Source organism: Tianweitania sediminis, from assembly GCF_017813335.1.
Classification (GTDB): Bacteria; Pseudomonadota; Alphaproteobacteria; order Rhizobiales; family Rhizobiaceae; genus Tianweitania; species Tianweitania sediminis.
The window spans coordinates 225,897-245,009 of sequence record NZ_JAGIYY010000001.1; the positions used below are offsets into that span (position 1 = coordinate 225,897).

The 19,113-nt window shown below is 62.4% G+C and carries 16 protein-coding genes; 3 read left to right on the forward strand and 13 right to left on the reverse strand.

Annotated elements, in window-relative coordinates:
- Positions 1-2: 2 nt before the first annotated feature.
- From J5Y06_RS01055 to J5Y06_RS01095, 9 genes are all read right to left on the reverse strand, one after another.
- Complete coding sequence (locus tag J5Y06_RS01055; RefSeq protein WP_209333262.1) at positions 3-779, reverse strand: ABC transporter ATP-binding protein; 777 nt, start codon at positions 777-779, stop codon at positions 3-5.
- Complete coding sequence (locus tag J5Y06_RS01060) at positions 776-1,549, reverse strand: ABC transporter permease (RefSeq protein WP_245247611.1); 774 nt, start codon at positions 1,547-1,549, stop codon at positions 776-778. The genes J5Y06_RS01055 and J5Y06_RS01060 overlap by 4 nt, the downstream gene beginning before the upstream one ends.
- 43 nt (positions 1,550-1,592) lie before the next feature.
- On the reverse strand, positions 1,593-2,543 hold the full coding sequence (locus tag J5Y06_RS01065) for an ABC transporter substrate-binding protein (RefSeq protein WP_385932212.1): 951 nt from the start codon (positions 2,541-2,543) through the stop codon (positions 1,593-1,595).
- A 388-nt stretch (positions 2,544-2,931) separates the two neighbouring features.
- Entirely contained in the window at positions 2,932-3,468 is a 537-nt protein-coding gene (locus J5Y06_RS01070; protein WP_209333264.1) for an aminomethyltransferase family protein, read from the reverse strand.
- Entirely contained in the window at positions 3,461-6,247 is a 2,787-nt protein-coding gene (locus J5Y06_RS01075) for a 2Fe-2S iron-sulfur cluster-binding protein (protein WP_209333265.1), read from the reverse strand. Before J5Y06_RS01075 ends, J5Y06_RS01070 begins: the two co-directional genes overlap by 8 nt.
- On the reverse strand, positions 6,244-6,510 hold the full coding sequence (locus tag J5Y06_RS01080) for a sarcosine oxidase subunit delta (protein WP_209333266.1): 267 nt from the start codon (positions 6,508-6,510) through the stop codon (positions 6,244-6,246). Before J5Y06_RS01080 ends, J5Y06_RS01075 begins: the two co-directional genes overlap by 4 nt.
- 9 nt (positions 6,511-6,519) lie before the next feature.
- Positions 6,520-7,791: a sarcosine oxidase subunit beta family protein gene (locus J5Y06_RS01085; protein WP_209333267.1), complete on the reverse strand. Its 1,272-nt coding sequence runs from the start codon at positions 7,789-7,791 to the stop codon at positions 6,520-6,522.
- A gap of 82 nt (positions 7,792-7,873) precedes the next feature.
- Positions 7,874-9,586: an ABC transporter ATP-binding protein gene (locus J5Y06_RS01090; protein ID WP_209334311.1), complete on the reverse strand. Its 1,713-nt coding sequence runs from the start codon at positions 9,584-9,586 to the stop codon at positions 7,874-7,876.
- Positions 9,587-9,743: 157 nt separating this feature from the next.
- The gene (locus J5Y06_RS01095; protein WP_209333268.1) at positions 9,744-10,520 is read right to left on the reverse strand and encodes a TetR/AcrR family transcriptional regulator; all 777 of its coding nucleotides are present in this window, start codon (positions 10,518-10,520) and stop codon (positions 9,744-9,746) included.
- A gap of 82 nt (positions 10,521-10,602) precedes the next feature.
- On the opposite strand from J5Y06_RS01095, the gene J5Y06_RS01100 reads away from it, so the two are divergent.
- Together J5Y06_RS01100 and J5Y06_RS01105 are read left to right on the forward strand one after the other, a co-directional pair.
- The gene (locus tag J5Y06_RS01100) at positions 10,603-11,181 is read left to right on the forward strand and encodes a DUF924 family protein (protein WP_209333269.1); all 579 of its coding nucleotides are present in this window, start codon (positions 10,603-10,605) and stop codon (positions 11,179-11,181) included.
- Positions 11,182-11,502: 321 nt separating this feature from the next.
- Complete coding sequence (locus J5Y06_RS01105) at positions 11,503-13,398, forward strand: long-chain-fatty-acid--CoA ligase (protein ID WP_209333270.1); 1,896 nt, start codon at positions 11,503-11,505, stop codon at positions 13,396-13,398.
- Here J5Y06_RS01105 and J5Y06_RS01110 read toward each other — a convergent pair.
- Genes J5Y06_RS01110 through pgi form a run of 3 tightly spaced genes read right to left on the reverse strand, consistent with a single transcriptional unit; the run spans position 13,395 to position 16,256 of the window.
- Positions 13,395-13,826 (reverse strand): DUF4174 domain-containing protein, encoded by a 432-nt coding sequence (locus tag J5Y06_RS01110; protein ID WP_209333271.1) that lies wholly within the window; start codon positions 13,824-13,826, stop codon positions 13,395-13,397. The genes J5Y06_RS01105 and J5Y06_RS01110 overlap by 4 nt on opposite strands.
- A 41-nt stretch (positions 13,827-13,867) precedes the next feature.
- Entirely contained in the window at positions 13,868-14,614 is a 747-nt protein-coding gene (locus J5Y06_RS01115; protein WP_245247505.1) for an HAD family hydrolase, read from the reverse strand.
- A gap of 7 nt (positions 14,615-14,621) precedes the next feature.
- Positions 14,622-16,256 carry a glucose-6-phosphate isomerase gene (gene pgi, locus J5Y06_RS01120; RefSeq protein WP_209333273.1) on the reverse strand — a complete coding sequence of 545 codons (1,635 nt, stop codon included), beginning with the start codon at positions 16,254-16,256 and terminating at the stop codon, positions 14,622-14,624.
- Between the two features lie 207 nt (positions 16,257-16,463).
- Between pgi and pdxR the strand changes: the two genes are divergently transcribed.
- The gene (pdxR, locus tag J5Y06_RS01125) at positions 16,464-17,957 is read left to right on the forward strand and encodes a MocR-like pyridoxine biosynthesis transcription factor PdxR (protein ID WP_209333274.1); all 1,494 of its coding nucleotides are present in this window, start codon (positions 16,464-16,466) and stop codon (positions 17,955-17,957) included.
- Positions 17,958-17,967: 10 nt separating this feature from the next.
- On the opposite strand, the gene J5Y06_RS01130 is transcribed toward pdxR, so the two are convergent.
- Entirely contained in the window at positions 17,968-19,062 is a 1,095-nt protein-coding gene (locus J5Y06_RS01130) for a hypothetical protein (RefSeq protein WP_209333275.1), read from the reverse strand.
- Positions 19,063-19,113: the final 51 nt, after the last annotated feature.

Sequence of the window (19,113 nt, forward strand, 5' to 3'; positions counted from 1 at the left end):
CATCAGGCAACAAGGGTTGCTTCGCCCCGGATTTCTTCGGTCATCCGCATCTTGAGGTCGACAAACGTCGGATCGGCCTTGAGATGGTAGTCGCGCGGATAGGGCAGCGCGATCGGAACATCGGCCTTGATGCGACCGGGACGCGCCGACATGGCGAGGCAGCGGCTGGCCAGGAAAATGGCTTCCTCGATGTCGTGCGTCACGAAAAGCACGGTCTTACGTTCGGACTGCCAGATGTCGAGCAAGAGTTCCTGCATCAACCCACGCGTCTGGTTGTCCAGGGCACCGAACGGTTCGTCCATCAAGAGGATGGCCGGATCATTGGCAAGCGCGCGCGCGATTGCCACGCGTTGCTGCATGCCGCCGGACAGTTGCCGCGGCCAATGATGCTCGAAGCCATTGAGGCCGACCTTGCGGACATAATCCTGCACGACGCCGTCGCGGGCCGATTTAGGCATGCCTTTCTCGCGCAGACCAAAGGCGATGTTTTCGGCAACCGTGAGCCAAGGAAAAAGCGTGTAGGACTGAAACACCATGCCGCGATCCGACCCCGGACCCACGACCCTTATCCCGTTCACCAACACCTCGCCCGTGCTCGGATCGTCGAGCCCACCCACGATGCGCAGAAGCGTAGACTTGCCACAGCCGGACGGCCCCAGGATCGTCACGAACTCGTTTTGCGCGATATCGAGGCTGACGGGCGTCAGGGCGACGGTCGGCTCTCCGCCGCGCCGGGCAGGAAACACGCGCCCGACGTTTTTGATCTCAACAGCGCTCATGCAAGGCTCCACGGAAACAAGCGCCTGTTTGCAGCCTTAAACAGGAAGTCCGACACCAGGCCGATGATGCCGATGACGATGATGCCGAAGATGATCTGGCCGGTGTTGAGCATCGCCTGACTGTCCACGATCATGTGGCCGATGCCCGACGAGGAGCCGATCAGTTCCGCGACGATCACATAGGTCCAGGCCCAGCCAAGAACGAGGCGAAGCGTTTCGGCGATCTGCGGCGCTGAAGCCGGGATCAACACGCGCTTCACGATGCCGAGGTCGCTTGCTCCCAGCGTGTAAGCTGCTTCAACCAGGTCGCGGCGGGTCTGGCCTACGGTGAAGGCCACCATCAGGATGATCTGGAAAACCGAGCCAATGAAGATCACCAGCAGCTTCTGCGTTTCGCCAATGCCGGCCCAAAGGATCAGCAGCGGAATAAAGGCGGAGGCCGGCAAATAGCGCGCAAAGGAAACGAAAGGCTCGAGTAGCGCTTCCACCACCTTCCAGGCGCCCATGGCGATCCCCAAGGGGACTGCGATAATGGCCGCCAGCACGAAGCCGCCGACAACACGCCAGATGGTGACGGCAATGTCGTAGCTGAAGTTATATTCAGTCAGCAGGCTCCATCCTTCCTGCACCATCCGCAGCGGACTGGCGAGGAAAAGCGGAGACACGAAGCCGCCAAAAGTCGCCGCGCCCCAGGCGGCCACGAACAATGCGAAGAACAGGAAGCCGAACGCCAGCTTCGCGGCGCCCGGCAGCGGTTGCAGCGGGCGCAAATAGCGCCCGCGTCGAATGGTTGTCATTGGTACGGCCGGACGCTCAGTTCATCCAGCTGGTATCGATTAGCGTCGACGTTTCCGGGATCGACTTGATGATGCCGATCTTTTCCAGCAGCGGCCCGGCTTTGGCATAGAACTCCTCGATGCCCTTTTCCATGAACGCCTTGTTGGCTTCGGCATCCTGCCACTTGAGGAACGAGGCCGATTTGCCGAAATCCTCGCCGCTCTGCTTCACGTCGGCACCCATGATCTCGTAAGCCTTGGCCTGATCCGTTTCGATCATCTCCAACGCTTCATAATAGCTTTTCGCCAGTGCCTTTACGGCTTCCGGATTGGCTTCGATGAAGTCCGGCGTGCAGCCGAACGTGTCCATCACGATCGGATAATCGAGCGTGGTGGCGATGATTTTGCCGGCAGAGGGGTTGTCGCGAACGGTGGACAGATAGGGTTCGTAGGTCATGGCAGCGTCGTTCTGGCCTGCCACGAAAGCTTGCGCCGCGGCTGACGGCTCAAGGTTGACCACGTTGACGTCGTCAAGCGAGAGCCCGTTTGCGTCGAGCATCCAGGCGAGCACGAAGTAGGGCGAGGTTCCGGGTGCCGAGGCGGCGATCGTCTTGCCCTTGAGGTCTGCAATGGATCCCGTTTCGTTGCGAACAACCATTCCGTCGGCGCCATAGCTCATGTCGAGCTGGAACAACTGCTTGATCGGCACGCCATTGGCGTTCCAGATCATGAAGGTTTCCACCGTGGTTGCGGCACATTGGATGGCACCCGAAGCAACAGCCAGATGCCGGTCCTTTTGCGGGATCTTCTTGATCTCCACGTTCAGGCCGTTCTTCTCGAAGAGGCCGGCTTCCTTCGCAAGCGTCAAGGGCGCAAAGCCCGTCCAGCCGCTGATGCCGATTGCGACATCCGTGCTTTGTGCCGCAGCTGGACCGGCCAGCATGAGCAGGCCGATGGTGGCCGAAGAGATCATCGTCTTGATGGACATGGTTCCCACTCCAGGAGTTTTCTTGTTGAACTCGCCTCCCAAGCCAGCAAAGCACCACGCGGGTCTTGCCATGTCAATCAACCGGGCGACCGCCACTCCATAACGAATCCTTCGCTAAACCAACAGGTTTGGTTGCCCCTTGTGCACCAAAGATCGCGCGCACAACGACTGAAGCGATTTTGGGGTCACGCATTCATGGTGCGGTAAGGAATCCAGCTTTACCCAGCCGCCTGTCATTCCTCTGTCAGGACCGCGAACATGAAGTTCGATGTGGACAGAGCCGAGCCCAGATATGAGATCCTGGGTATCTGCTTTGTATTGGTTGTATTGAATCTCGTTATCTGGGTAGGCCTCTCATGAGGCCTCACCAACGGCGACGACGCGCGCCCTAGCGTGTCTCGAGCCAGTGCCAGACATAGGTCCCTAGCGGCGCTTCGACATGGATGCGCGCTGTTTGTTCATCCACGCGATGAAGCAAGGCTTGCTGGCCGCAAACCAGCGTTGCGGCCGACGGGCTTCCCTCTTCCAGATCAGCAAACGTCATTTCCGAGACAAGCGCGCGCAATCCTGGCCCGCTGATCTCGATCGTGACGTATGCATCCGTTGCCGGGCTCACGGCGAAGCCGGACGCGTTCCAACCCGGCGTTGCGACAAGCGGCTTTGCCGCGGTCAACAGCATCCGATCGCGCCCGACGCGGATCGGGTGCACACTGCCCGCAGCGACCTGCCATAGGCCGATGCTCGGCACGGCCGGCGCGAACATTCCAAGCGCGGCATCGAGGTTGCCGCTCACGAGCAGCCGGTGAAGCCCGAGCACCGGGCGCGCAGTCCAGCTGTCGTACTGGAGAACGACAGATCTCCAATCCGGCGCCTGTGTCCAGAATGTGCCGCGATCAGCCATGGTTTTGGGGAGCGGTTCAGGCATTGAGGCGCGCTCCATCTGGATCAAGCGCGCACGGATCGCTGATCCTGGCGCGGAAGGTTTGACCGAGGTGAACGAGATCGATCACCTCGCCTTTGCGCTCCATGCCGCGCTCGATCAGCCCGAGGGCAATGGGCCGGTTCAGGGTGGGGCTGTTGTAGCTCGACGTGACGAAACCTATGGAGCGGCGCTTCTTGTTCACCCGCTCGACGCCATGCGCGCCCACCGGCAGCATCTGCTCGCCTTCAACCGTCAGCCCAATGAAATGCTGGCGATCCGTGCGCTGCGCGTTTTCCGTGAAAAGCGAGCGGCGGCCGACATATTCGTTTTGCCGCTTCTGCATCGGACCGGCGACGCCCAGATCATGCGGCATGGTGGTGCCATCCGTGTCTTTGCCGGCGATGACATAGCCTTTTTCGGCGCGCAGCAAGAGCAGCGCCTCCGAGCCCATCAGAACGGCGTCTAGCGGCTTGCCGGCTTCGCCCATGGCAGCCAACAAAGCAGCCGCCTTGGTTGAGGGCACGGTGATCTCGTAGGAGCGATCGCCGGTAAAGGACACGCGCGACACCCGTGCCGGTGCGCCATCGAAGCTGCCGTCCGCAAAAGCCATGTGCGGCAGGGCGGCGTCATTGAGATCGACCCCAAGACCGAGTGCCGTAACGAGGTCCTTCGCCTTTGGGCCGCTCGCCGTCAGCGTCGCCCACTGCGGCGTGGAGTTGTGAACGAACACGCGCGACGGGTCGAAGCGGTCCTGGCGCCATTCCTCAAGCCGGGCAACCACACCCGCCACGTGGCCAGACGAGCAGGAAACGACATAATGCTCGTCCGAGACTTTGGAGGTCACGCCGTCATCATAGATCACGCCGCTTTCGGTCAGCATGAAGCCATAGCGGATGCGGCCGGGCTTCAGGTTCGACAAGGTGTTGTAGGAGTTATAATCCACCAGCGCGCCGGCGTCCGGGCCGATCACCTCGATCTTGCCGAGCGGCGAGCCATCCAGGATGCCAACCGTGGTGCGCGCGGCCATCGCTTCGCGGCGAATATTCGCAGGCCCGTTTGCACCACCGAACCAGGCCGGTCGCAGCCAGCCGCCATATTCGCGGAAATTTGCCCCGGATTGCCGGTGTTCCCGCTCCAGCACGAGCCGACGCACGGGATTGAAGAACTCGCCGCGCCGGCGCCCCGCCACGACGCCGAACGGCACGGGCACGAAAGGTGGGCGATACGTCGTGGTGCCGGTTTGAGGAATGGTTTGCCCCGTCAGCGCGGCCATGGTGGCAAGGCCGTTCATGTTGGAGGTCTTGCCCTGGTCGGTCGCCATGCCAAGCGTGGTGTAGCGCTTCAGATGCTCCACCGAGCGGAAGTTCTCGCGCTCGGCCAGCGCGATGTCCTTCACCGTCACGTCATTTTGGAAATCGACCCATTGCCGCCCCTTGGCGTCACGTTGCGGCCAGGCTGGGGCGATGGCGTAAGGATGTGCTTCGCCGCCAACGCCAAGGATCTCGTTGAGGGAATACTGCCCCGCAGCCGCGCCGACCACCTTCAGGCCCGGTAGGTTTTCATGCGGCACAAAGGCAGCGATCGTCTCGTCGTAGCGCAGCTTGCCGCCCGCCTGGCAATGCAGATGCACGCTCGGCGTCAAACCACCGGCCATCAGCAGGCAATCAGCGGTGATCCGCTTGCCGGAAATGGTTACGGCTTCGACGCCCTTCGCGCCATGCACGGCCTCGATGCGGGCATTGGCGACCGCACCCTCGCGTGCACCGCTTCGCAGGTCGGCAACCGTCACCTGCGCGCCGGCCCGACGCAGCGCGTCGGCAACGGAATAGGCACGATCATTGTTGGTGGCGAGCACGACCTGGCGTCCAACCAGCACGTTGTGACGGGCGAGATAGCTCAGCGCGGCATCGGACAGCATGATGCCGGGGCGATCGTTGTCCGGGAAGATCAGCGGCCGCTCGATGGCGCCGGCCGCCACCACGATCTCTTTGGCGCGCACGCGCCATTGCGCATCGGACTGACCCGGACGGCGCTGCCAAAGCGCAACGAGGTTGTGGTCGTACACGCCGTAAGCCGTCGTGTCCGTCATAACACGCTGGCCGGCGGCCTGAAGGGCGGCAGCAACTTGCAAGGCCCATTCCAGGCCGGGCTGGCCGTTGATTTCGGCCGAACGCGACAGGAGGGAGCCGCCGACTTCGCGCCCGTCTTCCACCAGCATCACCGACTTGCCAGCCTTTGACGCCTGATCTGCAGCTCGAAGGCCGGCTGGCCCCCCGCCAATCACCAGCACATCGCAAAAGGCTGCGATCTGTGGGTTGTTAGCCGGAGGCTCATTGGCGGGATCGAGGCGCCCGAGCCCTGCCATTGCGCGGATCGACGGTTCGAAGCGGTGCCAATCCGGCCAGATAAAGGTCTTGTAATAGAAACCGGCGGGCAGGAATTGCGCAAAGCGGTCGATGAACCCGTTGCGGTCGGAGGCTGCCACCGGGCTCGCGTTTACCGACTGCACCGCCATGCCGTCCACGAGTTGTTCGGTCGTGGCGCGCAGGTTCGGCGTGGTGACCCCGTTCAGCGTGACATCCACAAGGGCGTTTGGCTCCTCCACGCCGTAACCCATGATGCCGCGCGGGCGGTGGTATTTAAACGAGCGGCCCACCACGCGCACGCCATTGGCCAACAGCGCGGAAGCGATCGTGTCGTCTGCACGGCCATGGTAGCGCGTGCCATCGAAGGTGAAACGGAGTGTTTCGCTGGCAATCGAGCCGATCCTGTGGCTGGTCATGCCTCACCCCCGCGCAAGGGCTGCGTGTTCGCCACGACGTGGCTCACCGTGTTGCGCTCCATCAGGAAATACTCGCCACAGGTTTGATGCACCCAAATTTCGCGCGTCGCGCCGCGCGGATTGGACACGCGGTGGAGATATTTGGACCAGTCTGCGGCCGACACCTCCGGCGCAGGCTCAGGCCGGACCTTGCCGGCTTCGGCCGCAAACAGGAACTCGGTTTCGTCGCGCGGGCCGCAAAAGGGGCAGGAGAACAGCTGCATGGTTGCCTCCTAATGCGCGATGCCGGATCCGGCCGCTTCGTCCACCAGCCGGCCGGTGCGGAAACGATCGAGATCGAAGGGCCTGCTGATGTCGTGATGCTCGCCGGTCGCCAAAAGGTGCGCAAACACGACGCCGCCGGCCGGAATGGCTTTGAAGCCGCCCGTGCCCCAGCCGCAATTCAGGTAAAGCCCCGGCACGGGCGAAGGTCCGATAATCGGCGAGGAGTCGGGCACCACATCCACCACCCCGGCCCATTGTCGCAGCATCTTCAGCTGTCCGAAGCTCGGAAACATTTCCAGCATGCCGGAAAGCACGATTGCCTGCACAGGCGGGTTGCCGCGCTGCGCATACGACGGAATGCGGTCGATGCCGCCGCCCACCACGATCTCGCCCTTGTCGGACTGAAACATGTAGGTGCCGGTGCCCAGATAAAGCACTACCGTGTCGAGGCACGGCTTCACAGGCTCAGACACCATGGCCTGCAGAGAATAGGATTTGATCGGCAAGTTGAAGCCGGCCATGCCCGCCACCACGCCGGAATTGCCAGCGGTCGCGATGCCGACCGCCCCGGCGCGCACATCGCCTTTGCTCGTTTCAACGCCAACGCAGCGGCCGTTTTCCATGAGGAAGCCGGTGACCTCACAGCGTTCAATGATGTCGACGCCGTATGCGCTCGCCGCACGCGCATAGCCCCAGGCCACTGCGTCGTGGCGTGCCACACCGGCCCTGCCCTGCCAGACCCCGCCGAAGATCGGATAACGCGCCGCATCACCGCTGTTCAGAAGGGGCGCCTTTGCCAGCACCTGTTCGCGGGTGAAAAGTTCTGCATCCGTGTCATTGATCTGCATCGCGTTCACAATGCGGGCGGCGATCTCCATCTCGGCATCGGAATGCGCGACCGTGACCACGCCACGCTGCGAGAACATGATGTTGTAGTTCAGCTCCTTGCCGAGCGTCTCATAGAGCTTCAGCGAATAGTCGTAGAGCGCCACGCTTTCGGGATAGAAGTAGTTGGAGCGGATGGTGGAGGTGTTGCGCCCCGTGTTGCCGCCGCCGATCCAGCCCTTCTCGATCACCGCGACCTTGGTCATGCCGTGGTTCTTGGCGAGGTAGTAAGCGGTTGCGAGCCCCTGACCACCGCCGCCGATGATCACCGCATCATAGGAAGATTTTGGTCCGGGCGGCGAGCGCCATGCTTCTTCCCAGCCGGAATGGCCGCGAAGACCCTCGCGAAAAAGGCTCCAGGCCGAATAGCGCTTGTTGTTCCGCGGTGGCTGCAACGCAGTTCTCCGATTAGCCGGCAAGCGGCTCCACGTCCTGCCTATTGCCCGCCCGCGCGCCGTGACACGAGCGAACCGACATTCATTCCAGTTCCTGCGCCATGTGCAGTTGGGCGTAAAGCCCGCCCGCCGCGAGGAGCTCGCGATGGGTCCCGGTTTCGGCGATGCCGGAGCGATCCACAACGACGATCTTGTCCGCGTTGCGGATTGTCGCCAGCCGATGGGCGATCACCAGCGTGGTGCGGCCCTTCGAAAGCTCGGCAAGCGACTTCTGGATCTCCCGTTCCGTTGCCGTGTCGAGGGCAGAGGTTGCCTCGTCCAGGATCAGGATGGGCGGATTCTTCAGGAACATGCGGGCGATCGCCAGGCGCTGCTTTTGCCCGCCCGACAGCTTGACCCCGCGCTCGCCCACCACGGTTTCCATGCCGTCCGGCATGGCTGCGATCAGCGTTTCCAGGCGTGCCAGCCGCGCCGCTTCGGCAATCTCCGCATCGCTTGCGTCGAGCCGGCCGTAAGCGATGTTGTCGCGGATGGTGCCGCCGAACAGAAAGACATCCTGTTGCACGAGGCCGATCTGCCCGCGCAAGGAAGCCAGTGTCATGTCGCGAACATCGATTCCGTCCACCGTGATCGCGCCGGCCTGAACTTCGTAGAAGCGCGGCAGCAGCGAACAAATTGTGGTTTTGCCAGCTCCCGACGGCCCCACAAAGGCTACGGTTGAACCGGGCTCGATGCGCAGATCGACGCCTGACAGGATGGGCTGGCCGCCGTAGCCGAAGCCAACGCCGCGATATTCCACCAGGCCCTGCAGCGGCGGGGCTTCCGTCGCACCCGGACGGTCGGCAATGTCGGGTTCGGTGTCGAGCAGTTGCGTGTAGCGGCGAAAGCCGGCGATGCCCCTGGGATAGGTTTCGATGACCGAGTTGATCTTCTCGATCGGCCGGAAAAATACGTTCACCAGGAGGAGGAAGCCGACGAAGCTGCCGGTGGAAAGCTCGCCTCGCAGCACGAAGAAGCTGCCCGCGATCATCACCACCAGCTGGATCAAGCGCATGCTCATGTAGTTGAGCGACATAGAAGCGGCCATGATCTTGTAGGCCTGCAGCTTGGTTGACCGGTAATTTGCGTTGTCGCTGGCAAAAAGCCTGCGCTCATGCTCCTCGTTGGCGAAAGCCTGGACCACGCGCATTCCGCCCACATTTTCTTCGATCCGCACGTTGAAGTTGGCAACGCTGCCATAAAGGCGCTGCCAGTTCTGTTCCATGCGCACCCCGTAGACGCTGGTGACCCAGGCGATCACCGGAACAACAGCGGCCGTAATCAGCGCGAGCTTCCAGTTGACCGAGAACATGAGGGCGAAGGCCCCGATAAACGTCATCACCGCGATAAAGAGATCCTCGGGGCCATGATGCGCCACCTCGCCAATCTCCTCGAGATCCTTGGTGACACGGGCGACGAGATGGCCTGTCTTGTGGTTGTCGTAGAAGCGGAAGGACAGCTTCTGCAGATGGTCGAAGCTCTTGCGGCGCATCTCCGTTTCAATGTTGATGCCGAGCATGTGGCCCCAATAAGTGACCACGGCCATCAGGCCGGTGTTGATCGCGTAGATCACGAGCAGGCCAATCGAGGCAGCGACGATCAGCGGCCAATTGCCGGTGGGCAGCAGGTTGTCCACAAAGGCGCGCACCGCCATGGGAAAGCCAAGCTCAAGCAGCCCGGACAGGATGGCACAGCCGAAATCGAGGAAGAACAAACCTTTCCAGGGCGCATAGTAGCCGAAGAAGCGCCGAAGCATAGGTTGGGAAACGGCTGATGGCCGCGTCGGAGGCGGAGTGGCAAGCATGGAGCGTCCAGGATCTTGAACCGGCAAGGCGCACGGCCTTCGGCTTGCCAGCGCACGCGCGCCTTCTAGCGCTTCAACGATGGATCGGCAATGTTGACGGCTGTCAGCCCTAATCAGGCACTCGAACCGCGCGGTCCACGAAGCCTTCCACAAGGCCGATGAAGCGCGTCGGGGAGATGCCCCGCTGGCGATATTTCCAACGTTTCAGGTACCAGTCCTGAAGCAATGGCTTGATCAGCCCGGCCAGAAGGGCTGCCTCGACGTCCACGAAAAGGCCGCGCTCCTGGCCTGCCTTGATCGCGGCGGAAAACAGCGCTTCCGTGCGCAACTCCTGCGCGATCGCGAAGGCACGCGCCTGCTTGTCGAAGGCTTTCACTTCCAGAAATGCAAAATAAAACCAGCGCTGCAGATTTTCGGTCAACAGCACGTGCCGGCGGATCAGGCCGCGCAGCCGCAACAGCGGATCCTCCGCTTCCCCCGCTTCCATCGGAGCAACGGCGATGTCCACGGCATGGCTGACGGCCGTCAGGATCATCCGCAGCAACGTTTCCTTGCTGTCGACATAGGTGTAGATCGCGCCCATCGACAGGCCGCTGTGTTCGGCAAGATCGCGGGTGGTGGTGGAATGGAAGCCGTTGCGGGCGCTGAGTTCAAGCGCGGCAAGCAGGATCTTTTCCAGGTTGGGAACGGCGACGTGTTCCTTGCGGATCCGGATCACCTCGCCATGCCGGCGAAACACCTCAGCGCATAACATAGCGGCCGTGATGTTGCGTGGATCAACAGGGTCGCCTGCCTCGATCCGATCCGCCACCTGTTCAACTGCATCCGCCATGCCTGCCGGTATCGCGTACCCGATGCCGGCGCGCAAGCGACGAGCGCTGCCCATGTCATCGGCTCTTCATGCGCGCCGGTTCAAGAAGGATCCCGGCGTTTTGACGCTGCCCGCTTCAACACCTAGATTGCTTGCCATGACAAACACACCTCAAGCTGCAGGCTCCACGCCAGCGTGGGCCAACTCCGTTCTTCAGTTCTGGTTCGATGAACTCACCAGGGAAGACTGGTTTTCCGGCGATGCCGGCGTTGATGCCCGGATCAACGAGCGCTTCGCAGAACTTTACGCGGAGAAATGCGCCAGCATTCCGGAGGGAGCGCTTCAGGACCCTCGTACGGCGCTCGCCGCGATTCTCCTGTTCGACCAGATCCCGCGCAACCTTTTTCGCGGTTCAGCCAAGGCGTTTGCAACCGACGAGATGGCGCTGACGATTGCCCGCACCGCAGTCGACAAAGGCTTCGATTCTCAACTCGGCAAAGAGGAACAGGCGTTTTTCTACATGCCCTTCGAGCATTCGGAGACTCTGGCGGACGGGGAGCGCTGTGTTTCCTTGTTCAAGAGCCTCGGTGACGAAGAAATGATCCGCTTTGCTGTGGAACATCGCGACATTCTCGCGCGCTTCGGCCGATATCCCCACCGCAATCGGGCCTTGAACCGGGAAAGCACGGCGGCTGAAGAAGCCTTTCTTGCGGAACACAAAGGCTTTGGGCAGTAGCCGGGTGCGCTTGCAACCAAAGGCGCCCTGCCAGTATCGTGACGCGGAAGAAAAGACTTGAGGGAGCGAAGCGTGGCCAAGGAAGTGGGTTCAAAAAGCGAACAGTCGCAATCGGCGGAAACAGACAAGCCCAAACGCAGCCGCAAGACGCAAACCGCCGAAGCAGCGAGCGCAACTTCCAAGCCCGCCGCCGCGCCGCGGACCCGCAAGCCGAAAGGTGCCACAGCCGAACCACAGCCATCGGCAGCTGAGCCGGCGCCCAAGGCACCCGCTCGCAAGGCGTCCAGCCGATCCAGCAAGGCGCCGGCCGGGGAGGCGAATATGCCTGCTTTTGAGAACACAGCGCCTGCCGCCGACAAAGCCGCAACTGCTGAAAAGGCGCCGGCCAAACCGCGCACCCGCAGCGCTAAGGCAAGTGCGAGCGCCACAGAAACCGCTACCAACAGCAAAACCGCTGAAACCATCCCTGCTGTCGAGAAGCCCGAGGCGGCTCCCGATGCTATCGACGCGAATGCTGCTGCGCCCACGGCCTCGGCCAAGCCGCCGGCTTCAACGCCGAAGCCGTGGCTTGCGAGCTATCCGCCTAATGTTCCCGCCGACATTGTCGGTTTGCCGGCCGACTCGCTCGGCGCCATGATCGTGGCGGGCTGCAAGACACATGGCGCGAAGCCTGCCTTCACCTCGATGGGCAAGTCGCTGAGCTTCACCGACTTCGCTGCGGAGTCGGAAGCCATGGCGGCCTACTTTCAGTCGCTCGGACTGAAGAAGGGTGCGCGCATCGCGCTGATGATGCCCAACATCCTGCAATATCCGATCGCGCTCGCGGGCGCGCTGCGGGCCGGATATGTGGTCGTCAACGTCAACCCGTTGTACACGGCCCGAGAGCTCGAGCATCAGCTGAACGACTCCGGCGCAGAAGCCATCGTCATCCTCGAGAATTTCGCCAACGTCCTGCAGCGTGTCGTGAACAACACTGCCGTCCGGCATGTGATTGTGGCCGCCATGGGCGATCTGCTCGGGCTCAAGGGGTTTGCCGTCAACCTCGTGGTGCGGCGCGTCAAGAAGATGGTTCCCGCCTGGCAGCTGAAGAACCACGTGCGCTTCAACGCCGCCTTGAAGGCTGGCCGCGGCATGACCTTCAAGCCTGTCACGGTGACGGCGGACGACCTGGCCTTTCTGCAATATACCGGCGGGACCACCGGCGTTGCCAAGGGCGCCATGCTCACGCACGGAAACGTGCTGGCCAATGTCGCCCAGAACGCGGCCTGGCTGGAAAGTGCGTTCGTGAAGCACAAGAGGCCCGAACAAGCGGTTTATCTCTGCGCCTTGCCGCTTTACCACATCTACGCCCTGACGGTGAACGCCCTGACCGGCATTCATCTCGGGTCGCAGAATGTGCTTGTCGCCAACCCGCGCGACATTCCGGCCCTGGTGAAGGACTTCAAGCAGCACAAGGTCAACTTCTTCCCGGGCCTCAACACGCTGTTCAACGCGCTCCTCAACAACGAGGACTTCAAGAAGCTGGATTTTAGCGCGCTGGTGCTGACCTTTGGCGGCGGCATGGCCGTGCAGCAGGCTGTTGCTGATCGTTGGCAAAAGCTGACGGGCGGCGTCATCTCGGAAGGCTATGGTCTTTCCGAAACGTCGCCGGTGGCCACGGCCAACCCCTTCGACGCCGAAAAGTTTTCCGGTACGATCGGCTTGCCGTTGCCGTCTACGGAAATCTCGATCCGCAACGACAACAATGAAGAAGTGGCAACGGGCGAAGCCGGCGAAATCTGCATTCGCGGGCCTCAAGTCATGAAGGGCTACTGGAACAGGCCTGACGAGACCGCCAAGGTCATGACGGCGGACGGTTTTCTGAAGTCCGGTGACATCGGCTTCATGGACGAGAAGGGTTACACCAAGATCGTCGACCGGAAGAAAGACATGATCCTGGTTTCGGGCTTCAACGTTTATCCAAACGAAATCGAGGACGTGGTGGCGCGCCACCCGAAGGTTCTCGAAGTGGCGGCAGTCGGCGTCCCGGATGAAAAGTCCGGCGAGGTCCCCAAACTTTTCGTGGTCAAGAAGGATGCTTCTCTTACCGAAGATGAAGTTCGCTCGTTCTGCCGCGAGAATCTCACCGGCTACAAGCGGCCTCGTTTGATCGAGTTCCGCGATGAGCTGCCGAAAACCAATGTGGGCAAGATCCTGCGACGAGAGTTGCGCGGCTAGCCGTCGCGCATCTCACTCCGGCGCATCGGCATCGAGTCGATCAGGTCGAACACCGTCTCGGGCTCGATCAGTTCCGTTTCGCGCAGCTTCTCACCGCCGTCCTTGCCAACCAGCACGACGGTCAGATCTGCGTTCTCATCCACGCGAAACCGGGTCCGCAGCGCCGAAGCGGTGGGCAGCCGCTCCCTGGAAACCCCATCGGCAACGAGGTTGCCAACGATGCTGAGGACCACCAGGTCCCGCTCGTTCGCCTGGCTTTGCTGTTCTGCAAAGCGCCCGTCCTGCTGCGCGACCTCGGCTTCCTCGCCAAAGATCAGCAGCACGCGCTTCTTCCACTGATAAGCAGCGAGCGGGCCTGGATCAGCGAAAGCACCGCTGATCGGCAGTGCCGCCACCAAGAGCGAGCCTGCAAGAAGTACACGCAACATCGTTTGCCACCTTCTCATCAGAATGAGGTGGGGCGCGATCCTCAGATGTCGAGGTGCGGCGGGGGCGCGGCAGCCGTCCCGCCGCTGAGGATGTCCAGCTGTCTTGGCAGATCCACAACAGACGCAAGCAGCACGTCGGCCAGGCTTCCAAGGCTCGCGCGCGTACCGGTGCCGCTCAGAACACCCACCGCCAAGCCTGCTCCCCCGGCTTTTGCCATCTCAAGGTCGTGGCGATTGTCGCCCACCATCGCCACTTCATCCGGCCGCACGCCGCAAAGATCTGCAAAGGCATGTAGCGCATCAGGCGCAGGCTTGGGATTGGCAACGGCATCATAGCCGTAGGCGGCAGCAAACATCTGCGCGATGCCGAGGCTGAGCAGCGTTTTTTCTGCGCCAGCCGTGGAGTCGTTCGTGGCCACGCCGAGGCTCAAGCCCCGCTTGTGCAGCAGGGCAATCGTGTCGGTTACGCCTGGAAGCGCAACGGCCTGGGCAGCGCCTTCTTCCGCCGTGAAGCTGTCGAACTCGCGGATCAGGATTTGGCGTTCGGCCGGTGAATGATCGGGATACCACAGCGCCACGATTTCAGCGTTGGTGCCGGCCGCAAAAACCGAGTCCGGCTTGAAGCAGCGATTGACGCGATCAAGCCCGCCTCGCTCAAGCAGTCGTTCGGCACGCTCGGGGTCGCCGTCCGCAGCCTTCATCGCCATGCGCTCGCCGATGGCGAGCCAGGTCTTCTCGAAGTCAATAAGAGTGCCGTCCTTGTCGAACAAGATTGCCTTGATGGCCATGACGCCCTCAGCCGCGCAGAGCAGAAACGGCGGCGACGAGACCTGCGGTAGATGCGTCGCGTCCTGACGCATCTTCCTTGCCTTCCACCACCGGCTGCAGTTGCGTTGCCAGTTCCTTGCCGAGTTCGACACCCCATTGGTCAAACGCGTTGATGCCGAACAGCGCGGCTTCCATGAACACCCGGTGCTCGTAGAGCGCGATCAGGCGCCCAAGGGCAAACGGATCCAGGATCCGGTGCACGATGGTGATCGAGGGGCGATTGCCTGGGAATACCCGGTGCGGCGCCAGCGCCTGCGCGTCCGTTGCCGACACACCCTTCTTGATCAGCTGAGCGGTGGCTTCTTCAAGCGTGCGGCCGCGCATCAACGCTTCTGATTGCGCCAGGCAGTTGGCGATGAGGAGGTCGTGGTGGACCTTGAGATCCGGCTCATGGGCTTGTGCGGCGATGATGAACTCCACCGGAATGACATCCGTGCCCTGGTGCAGGAGCTGGAAAAACGCGTGCTGCCCATTGGTGCCGGGCTCACCCCAAACCAGTGGGCCGGTCGGCGTTTGCACCGGCTCGCCATCAGAGGTGACGCGCTTCCCGTTGGATTCCATGTCGAGCTGCTGCAGGTAGGCAGGGAGGCGGAGAAGGCGCTGGTCATAGGGGATCACGGCGCGCGCGGGATAGCCGCAGATCACGCGGTGCCAGTAGCCGATCAGCCCCAGCACCATCGGCAGGTTCTTTTCTGCGGGTGCTTCGCGGAAGTGCTCGTCCATGGCCCGCGCGCCATCCAGGAAGCGACGAAAGTTCTGCGGGCCAACGGCAAGCATGATCGGCAGGCCAATGGCCGACCAAAGGGAATAGCGACCGCCAACCCAGTCCCAGAAGCCGAACACGCGCTCAGGAGGGATCCCGAAGGACGCGACCTTGTCGAGCGCGGTGGACACGGCCGCGAAATGCTGCCCAACAGCGTCCTCGCCCAGCGCTTCGGCGATCCAGCGACGCGCGGTTTGCGCGTTTGTCATGGTTTCGATCGTGGTGAAGGTCTTGGACGCGATGATTACGAGCGTTGACGCCGGGTCGAGCCGCTTCAAGGTGTCGTGGATGTGGGCACCATCCACGTTGGACACGAAATGCGCCTGCGGGCCGTCGTGGTAAGGCGCCAAGGCCAAGGTCGCCATCACCGGGCCGAGATCCGACCCGCCGATGCCGATGTTCACAACATCGGTGATCGCCTTGCCCGTGGACCCACGCGTTTCACCCTCGCGGACAGCGTCCGCGAAGGCGCCCATGGCTTCGAGCACCTCGATCACACTGGGCACCACGTTCTGTCCGCCGGTGGAAACGGTTGCATCCGGCGCAGCCCGCAAGGCCGTGTGCAGAACCGCGCGATGTTCCGTGGTGTTGATGATCTCGCCCGCGAACATCGCGTCGCGACGAGCTTCCACACCCGCGGCTTCGGCGAGCTTTCCCAGTAGCTGCATGGTTTCGCCCGTCACCGCACATTTCGACCAGTCGAGCAGGAGATCATCGAGTTCGGCGGAAAAGCGAGCAAACCGCTGCGGATCTTCGGCGAAGGCTGCCCGCATGTCGCGCGGGCTTGAAGCATGATGAACCCGCAAGGCTTCGATGGCTGCAGCAACTGAAGGCTTCATCACAGGTGATCCTTTCCGGAGATCCGGCTTCTGCTTGGACGGGCCGTGTCATAGCAAGCACCGGCGCCTGCGCGCCAGCCGCTTTGCTCCGAAGCATCTATTCCGCTGGTTGAAGCGTTCATCAGAAAAATTGGTGGCTCAATGGCTTGGGCCAGTCTTGATCAAATAGGCAGGCTCCCTTAGCATTGTTGGTAGAGGACATTCGCAATGCCGCATCGCAACGACGCCGCCATCTGGTCCGGCCTGTTCCGGATCTCGCCGGACTCCGGGCAAACGCTGCAAGCGCAGATCCGTCAGGCCATCGTTGCGGCCATTCTCGACCGACAGATCGCAGCATCAATGCCCTTGCCGTCTTGCCGTGTTCTGGCCGACAAGCTCGGCGTCGCGCGCGGCACCGTGGTGATCGCGTTTCAGCAACTGGTGGATCAGGGCTTCCTTGTTGCCAAGGAAAGGCGCGGCCATTTCGTCAATCCGCAAGTGCTGACGTCACCCAGCAAGCCGCATGTGAAGCCGGACATCGCGCCGCCCGGGATCGACTGGAAGGCACGACGGCAGGTTTTTGCGAGCGACATGCCACGCGTCACCAAGAGCGACAACTGGATCAAGTCGAGCTACCCCTTCGTTTACGGTCAGTTTGACCCCAACCTGTTTCCAACGGCCGAATGGCGCGAATGCAACCGCATGGCGCTCGCCGTGCTCGAGATTCGCAACTGGGCGTCCGATGTGGTGGACCGCGACGATCCGCTGTTGATCGAGCAGATCCAGGCGCGTTTGCTTCCACGCAAGGGGATCTTCGCCAACCCCGACGAGATCATCGTGACGCTTGGCGCGCAAAACGCACTCTACATGCTGGCTACCCTTCTCATGGCCAAAGGGTCACGCGTGGCCATGGAGGATCCTGGCTATCCCGACGCGCGGGCGATCTTTGCGCTCGCGGGCGCCGAGATCGATCCCGTGCCGGTTGACGCCAATGGGCTCGTGGTTTCGGCCGTGCCAAAGTCCAGCGGCTTCGTGTTCACCACGCCAAGCCATCATTGCCCGACCATGGTGGCGATGAGCCCGGAGCGGCGGCAGTCGCTGATTGCAGGTGCCATTGCCAACGACCAGATCATCATCGAGGACGGCTATGACAGCCAACTCGTCGACCAGGCGCCGCAGCAGGCGCTGAAGAGCCTCGATCGTTCCGGCCGCGTGGTTTATGTCGGTTCCCTTTCCAAGACCCTCGCGCCGGGCCTGCGCCTTGGCTACATCGTGGCGTCCGCCGACCTGATCGCCGAGCTGCGGGCGCTGCGCCGCCTGATGCTGCGTCACCCGCCGGCCAACAACCAGCGCGCGGTGGCTCTTTTCCTGTCGCTTGGCCACCACGAAGCGCTTGTGCGCCGCTTGTCCAGCGCATTCGATGAGCGTCGCCGCCGCCTGTCCCAGGCAGTTGCTTCCTTCATGCCGGAATGGCGGACGAGCGACCCTGCCGGCGGAACATCGCTTTGGCTCGAGGGTCCGCATGGCGTCGACTCGCGCGCGGTTGCGGAAGCCGCGGCGGCCCGCAGCGTGCTTGTGGAACCCGGCGAGCGCTTTTTCGCCGAAGCCAACAAGCCGCAGCGGTTTATGCGACTTGGGATCTCGTCGATTGCCTTGCAAAGTATCGAACCCGGCATCCGCGAACTCGCATCTGCGGCCGGTCGGCGGTCCGCAGCGGCCTAAGATTAATCCGCTAGACTGCGAGAAAGGTGTCGTCGAAGGGCAAGCGCAGAACCGCGCCGCTTTCTTGCACGATCTTCAGGGCGCCGTCGCCGGCAGAAACGGCAACAACAGGAACGGCCGTTTCGGCAAGCGGCACCGCGCCGAACGCCTGGCGCACAACAAGCGTTTCGCCGTCGAGCTTGAAGGCGGTTGGCACGCCCTGAGCCGTCAGGCTGTTTTCGCCGGTCGACGCGCGGTGCCCGCCGGGATGCGCCCTTGCGTCCTCAATGCCGAGCACCCCGGTGTGGCGGGCGTTCCAAGGCGGGTAATTGCGCCCACCATTTGACATCCACAGCATGGTGATAGGCAGGGTTTCAGCGTTCTTCAGGACGAGAACCATGTCTTGTTCAGCATGGCGGCTGATCGCAGTCCAACCGAGCCCTGCCCCTGCATCCTCCGCCAGCGTCAGGAAATCCTCGTGACGTTCGGCTGGTGGGTAGATGCGCAGATCCTTGGTGCCCCCTTGCGCCAGAGGAAAGGCGCTCAGGTCTTCGACGTGGGCCGGATAAGCAAGGGCAAAGCGACCCCGCGCAGGATCTGGCTCAAGCGGCGCATCCGGCGTTTGGGCAAACCGTTTGGGCGAAGATGCCAACAGCCCTCCAGCCTTCATGCGCGTCATGAGGTGGTGCGACACGGACAACAGGCCGCTGCCGCCCCTGAGGCGATGTTCCTGGTACACGAAGGGATGGTTGGCGCGCAGGGTGATCTGCTTCTCGATCGTTGCGCCGAGCACAGGACGCTGGAGGCGGAAACTCGCGCTGACGCCGCCGCCGTCCACCGCTTCTTGCTCCACGAAGCCCCAAGCAGAATTCGCCGGCCAGCCATGCACCGGCGCATCTTCAAGGTCGCTGCGGGAAAACGGCGCGCAGAAGAAATCGCCTGACAAACGCGCCAGCCCCAGGGAAGTGCCGTCGGGCAACTCCTCACCGCTGTCCACCCACGGCGCGCGATGAAGCGGCCGCAACGGCCGGTCGGCGGCCTCAATCACACAATCAACGATATGGCCGTTGCGAAGGTCTAACCGGAGCCGAATCCCTTCCGCCGCAAGTTCGTGCTCACCCGTCATGATTACCCTTTCCGCAGCGGCTTCCTCCTAGCCCTTGACCCCGGTTGCCGC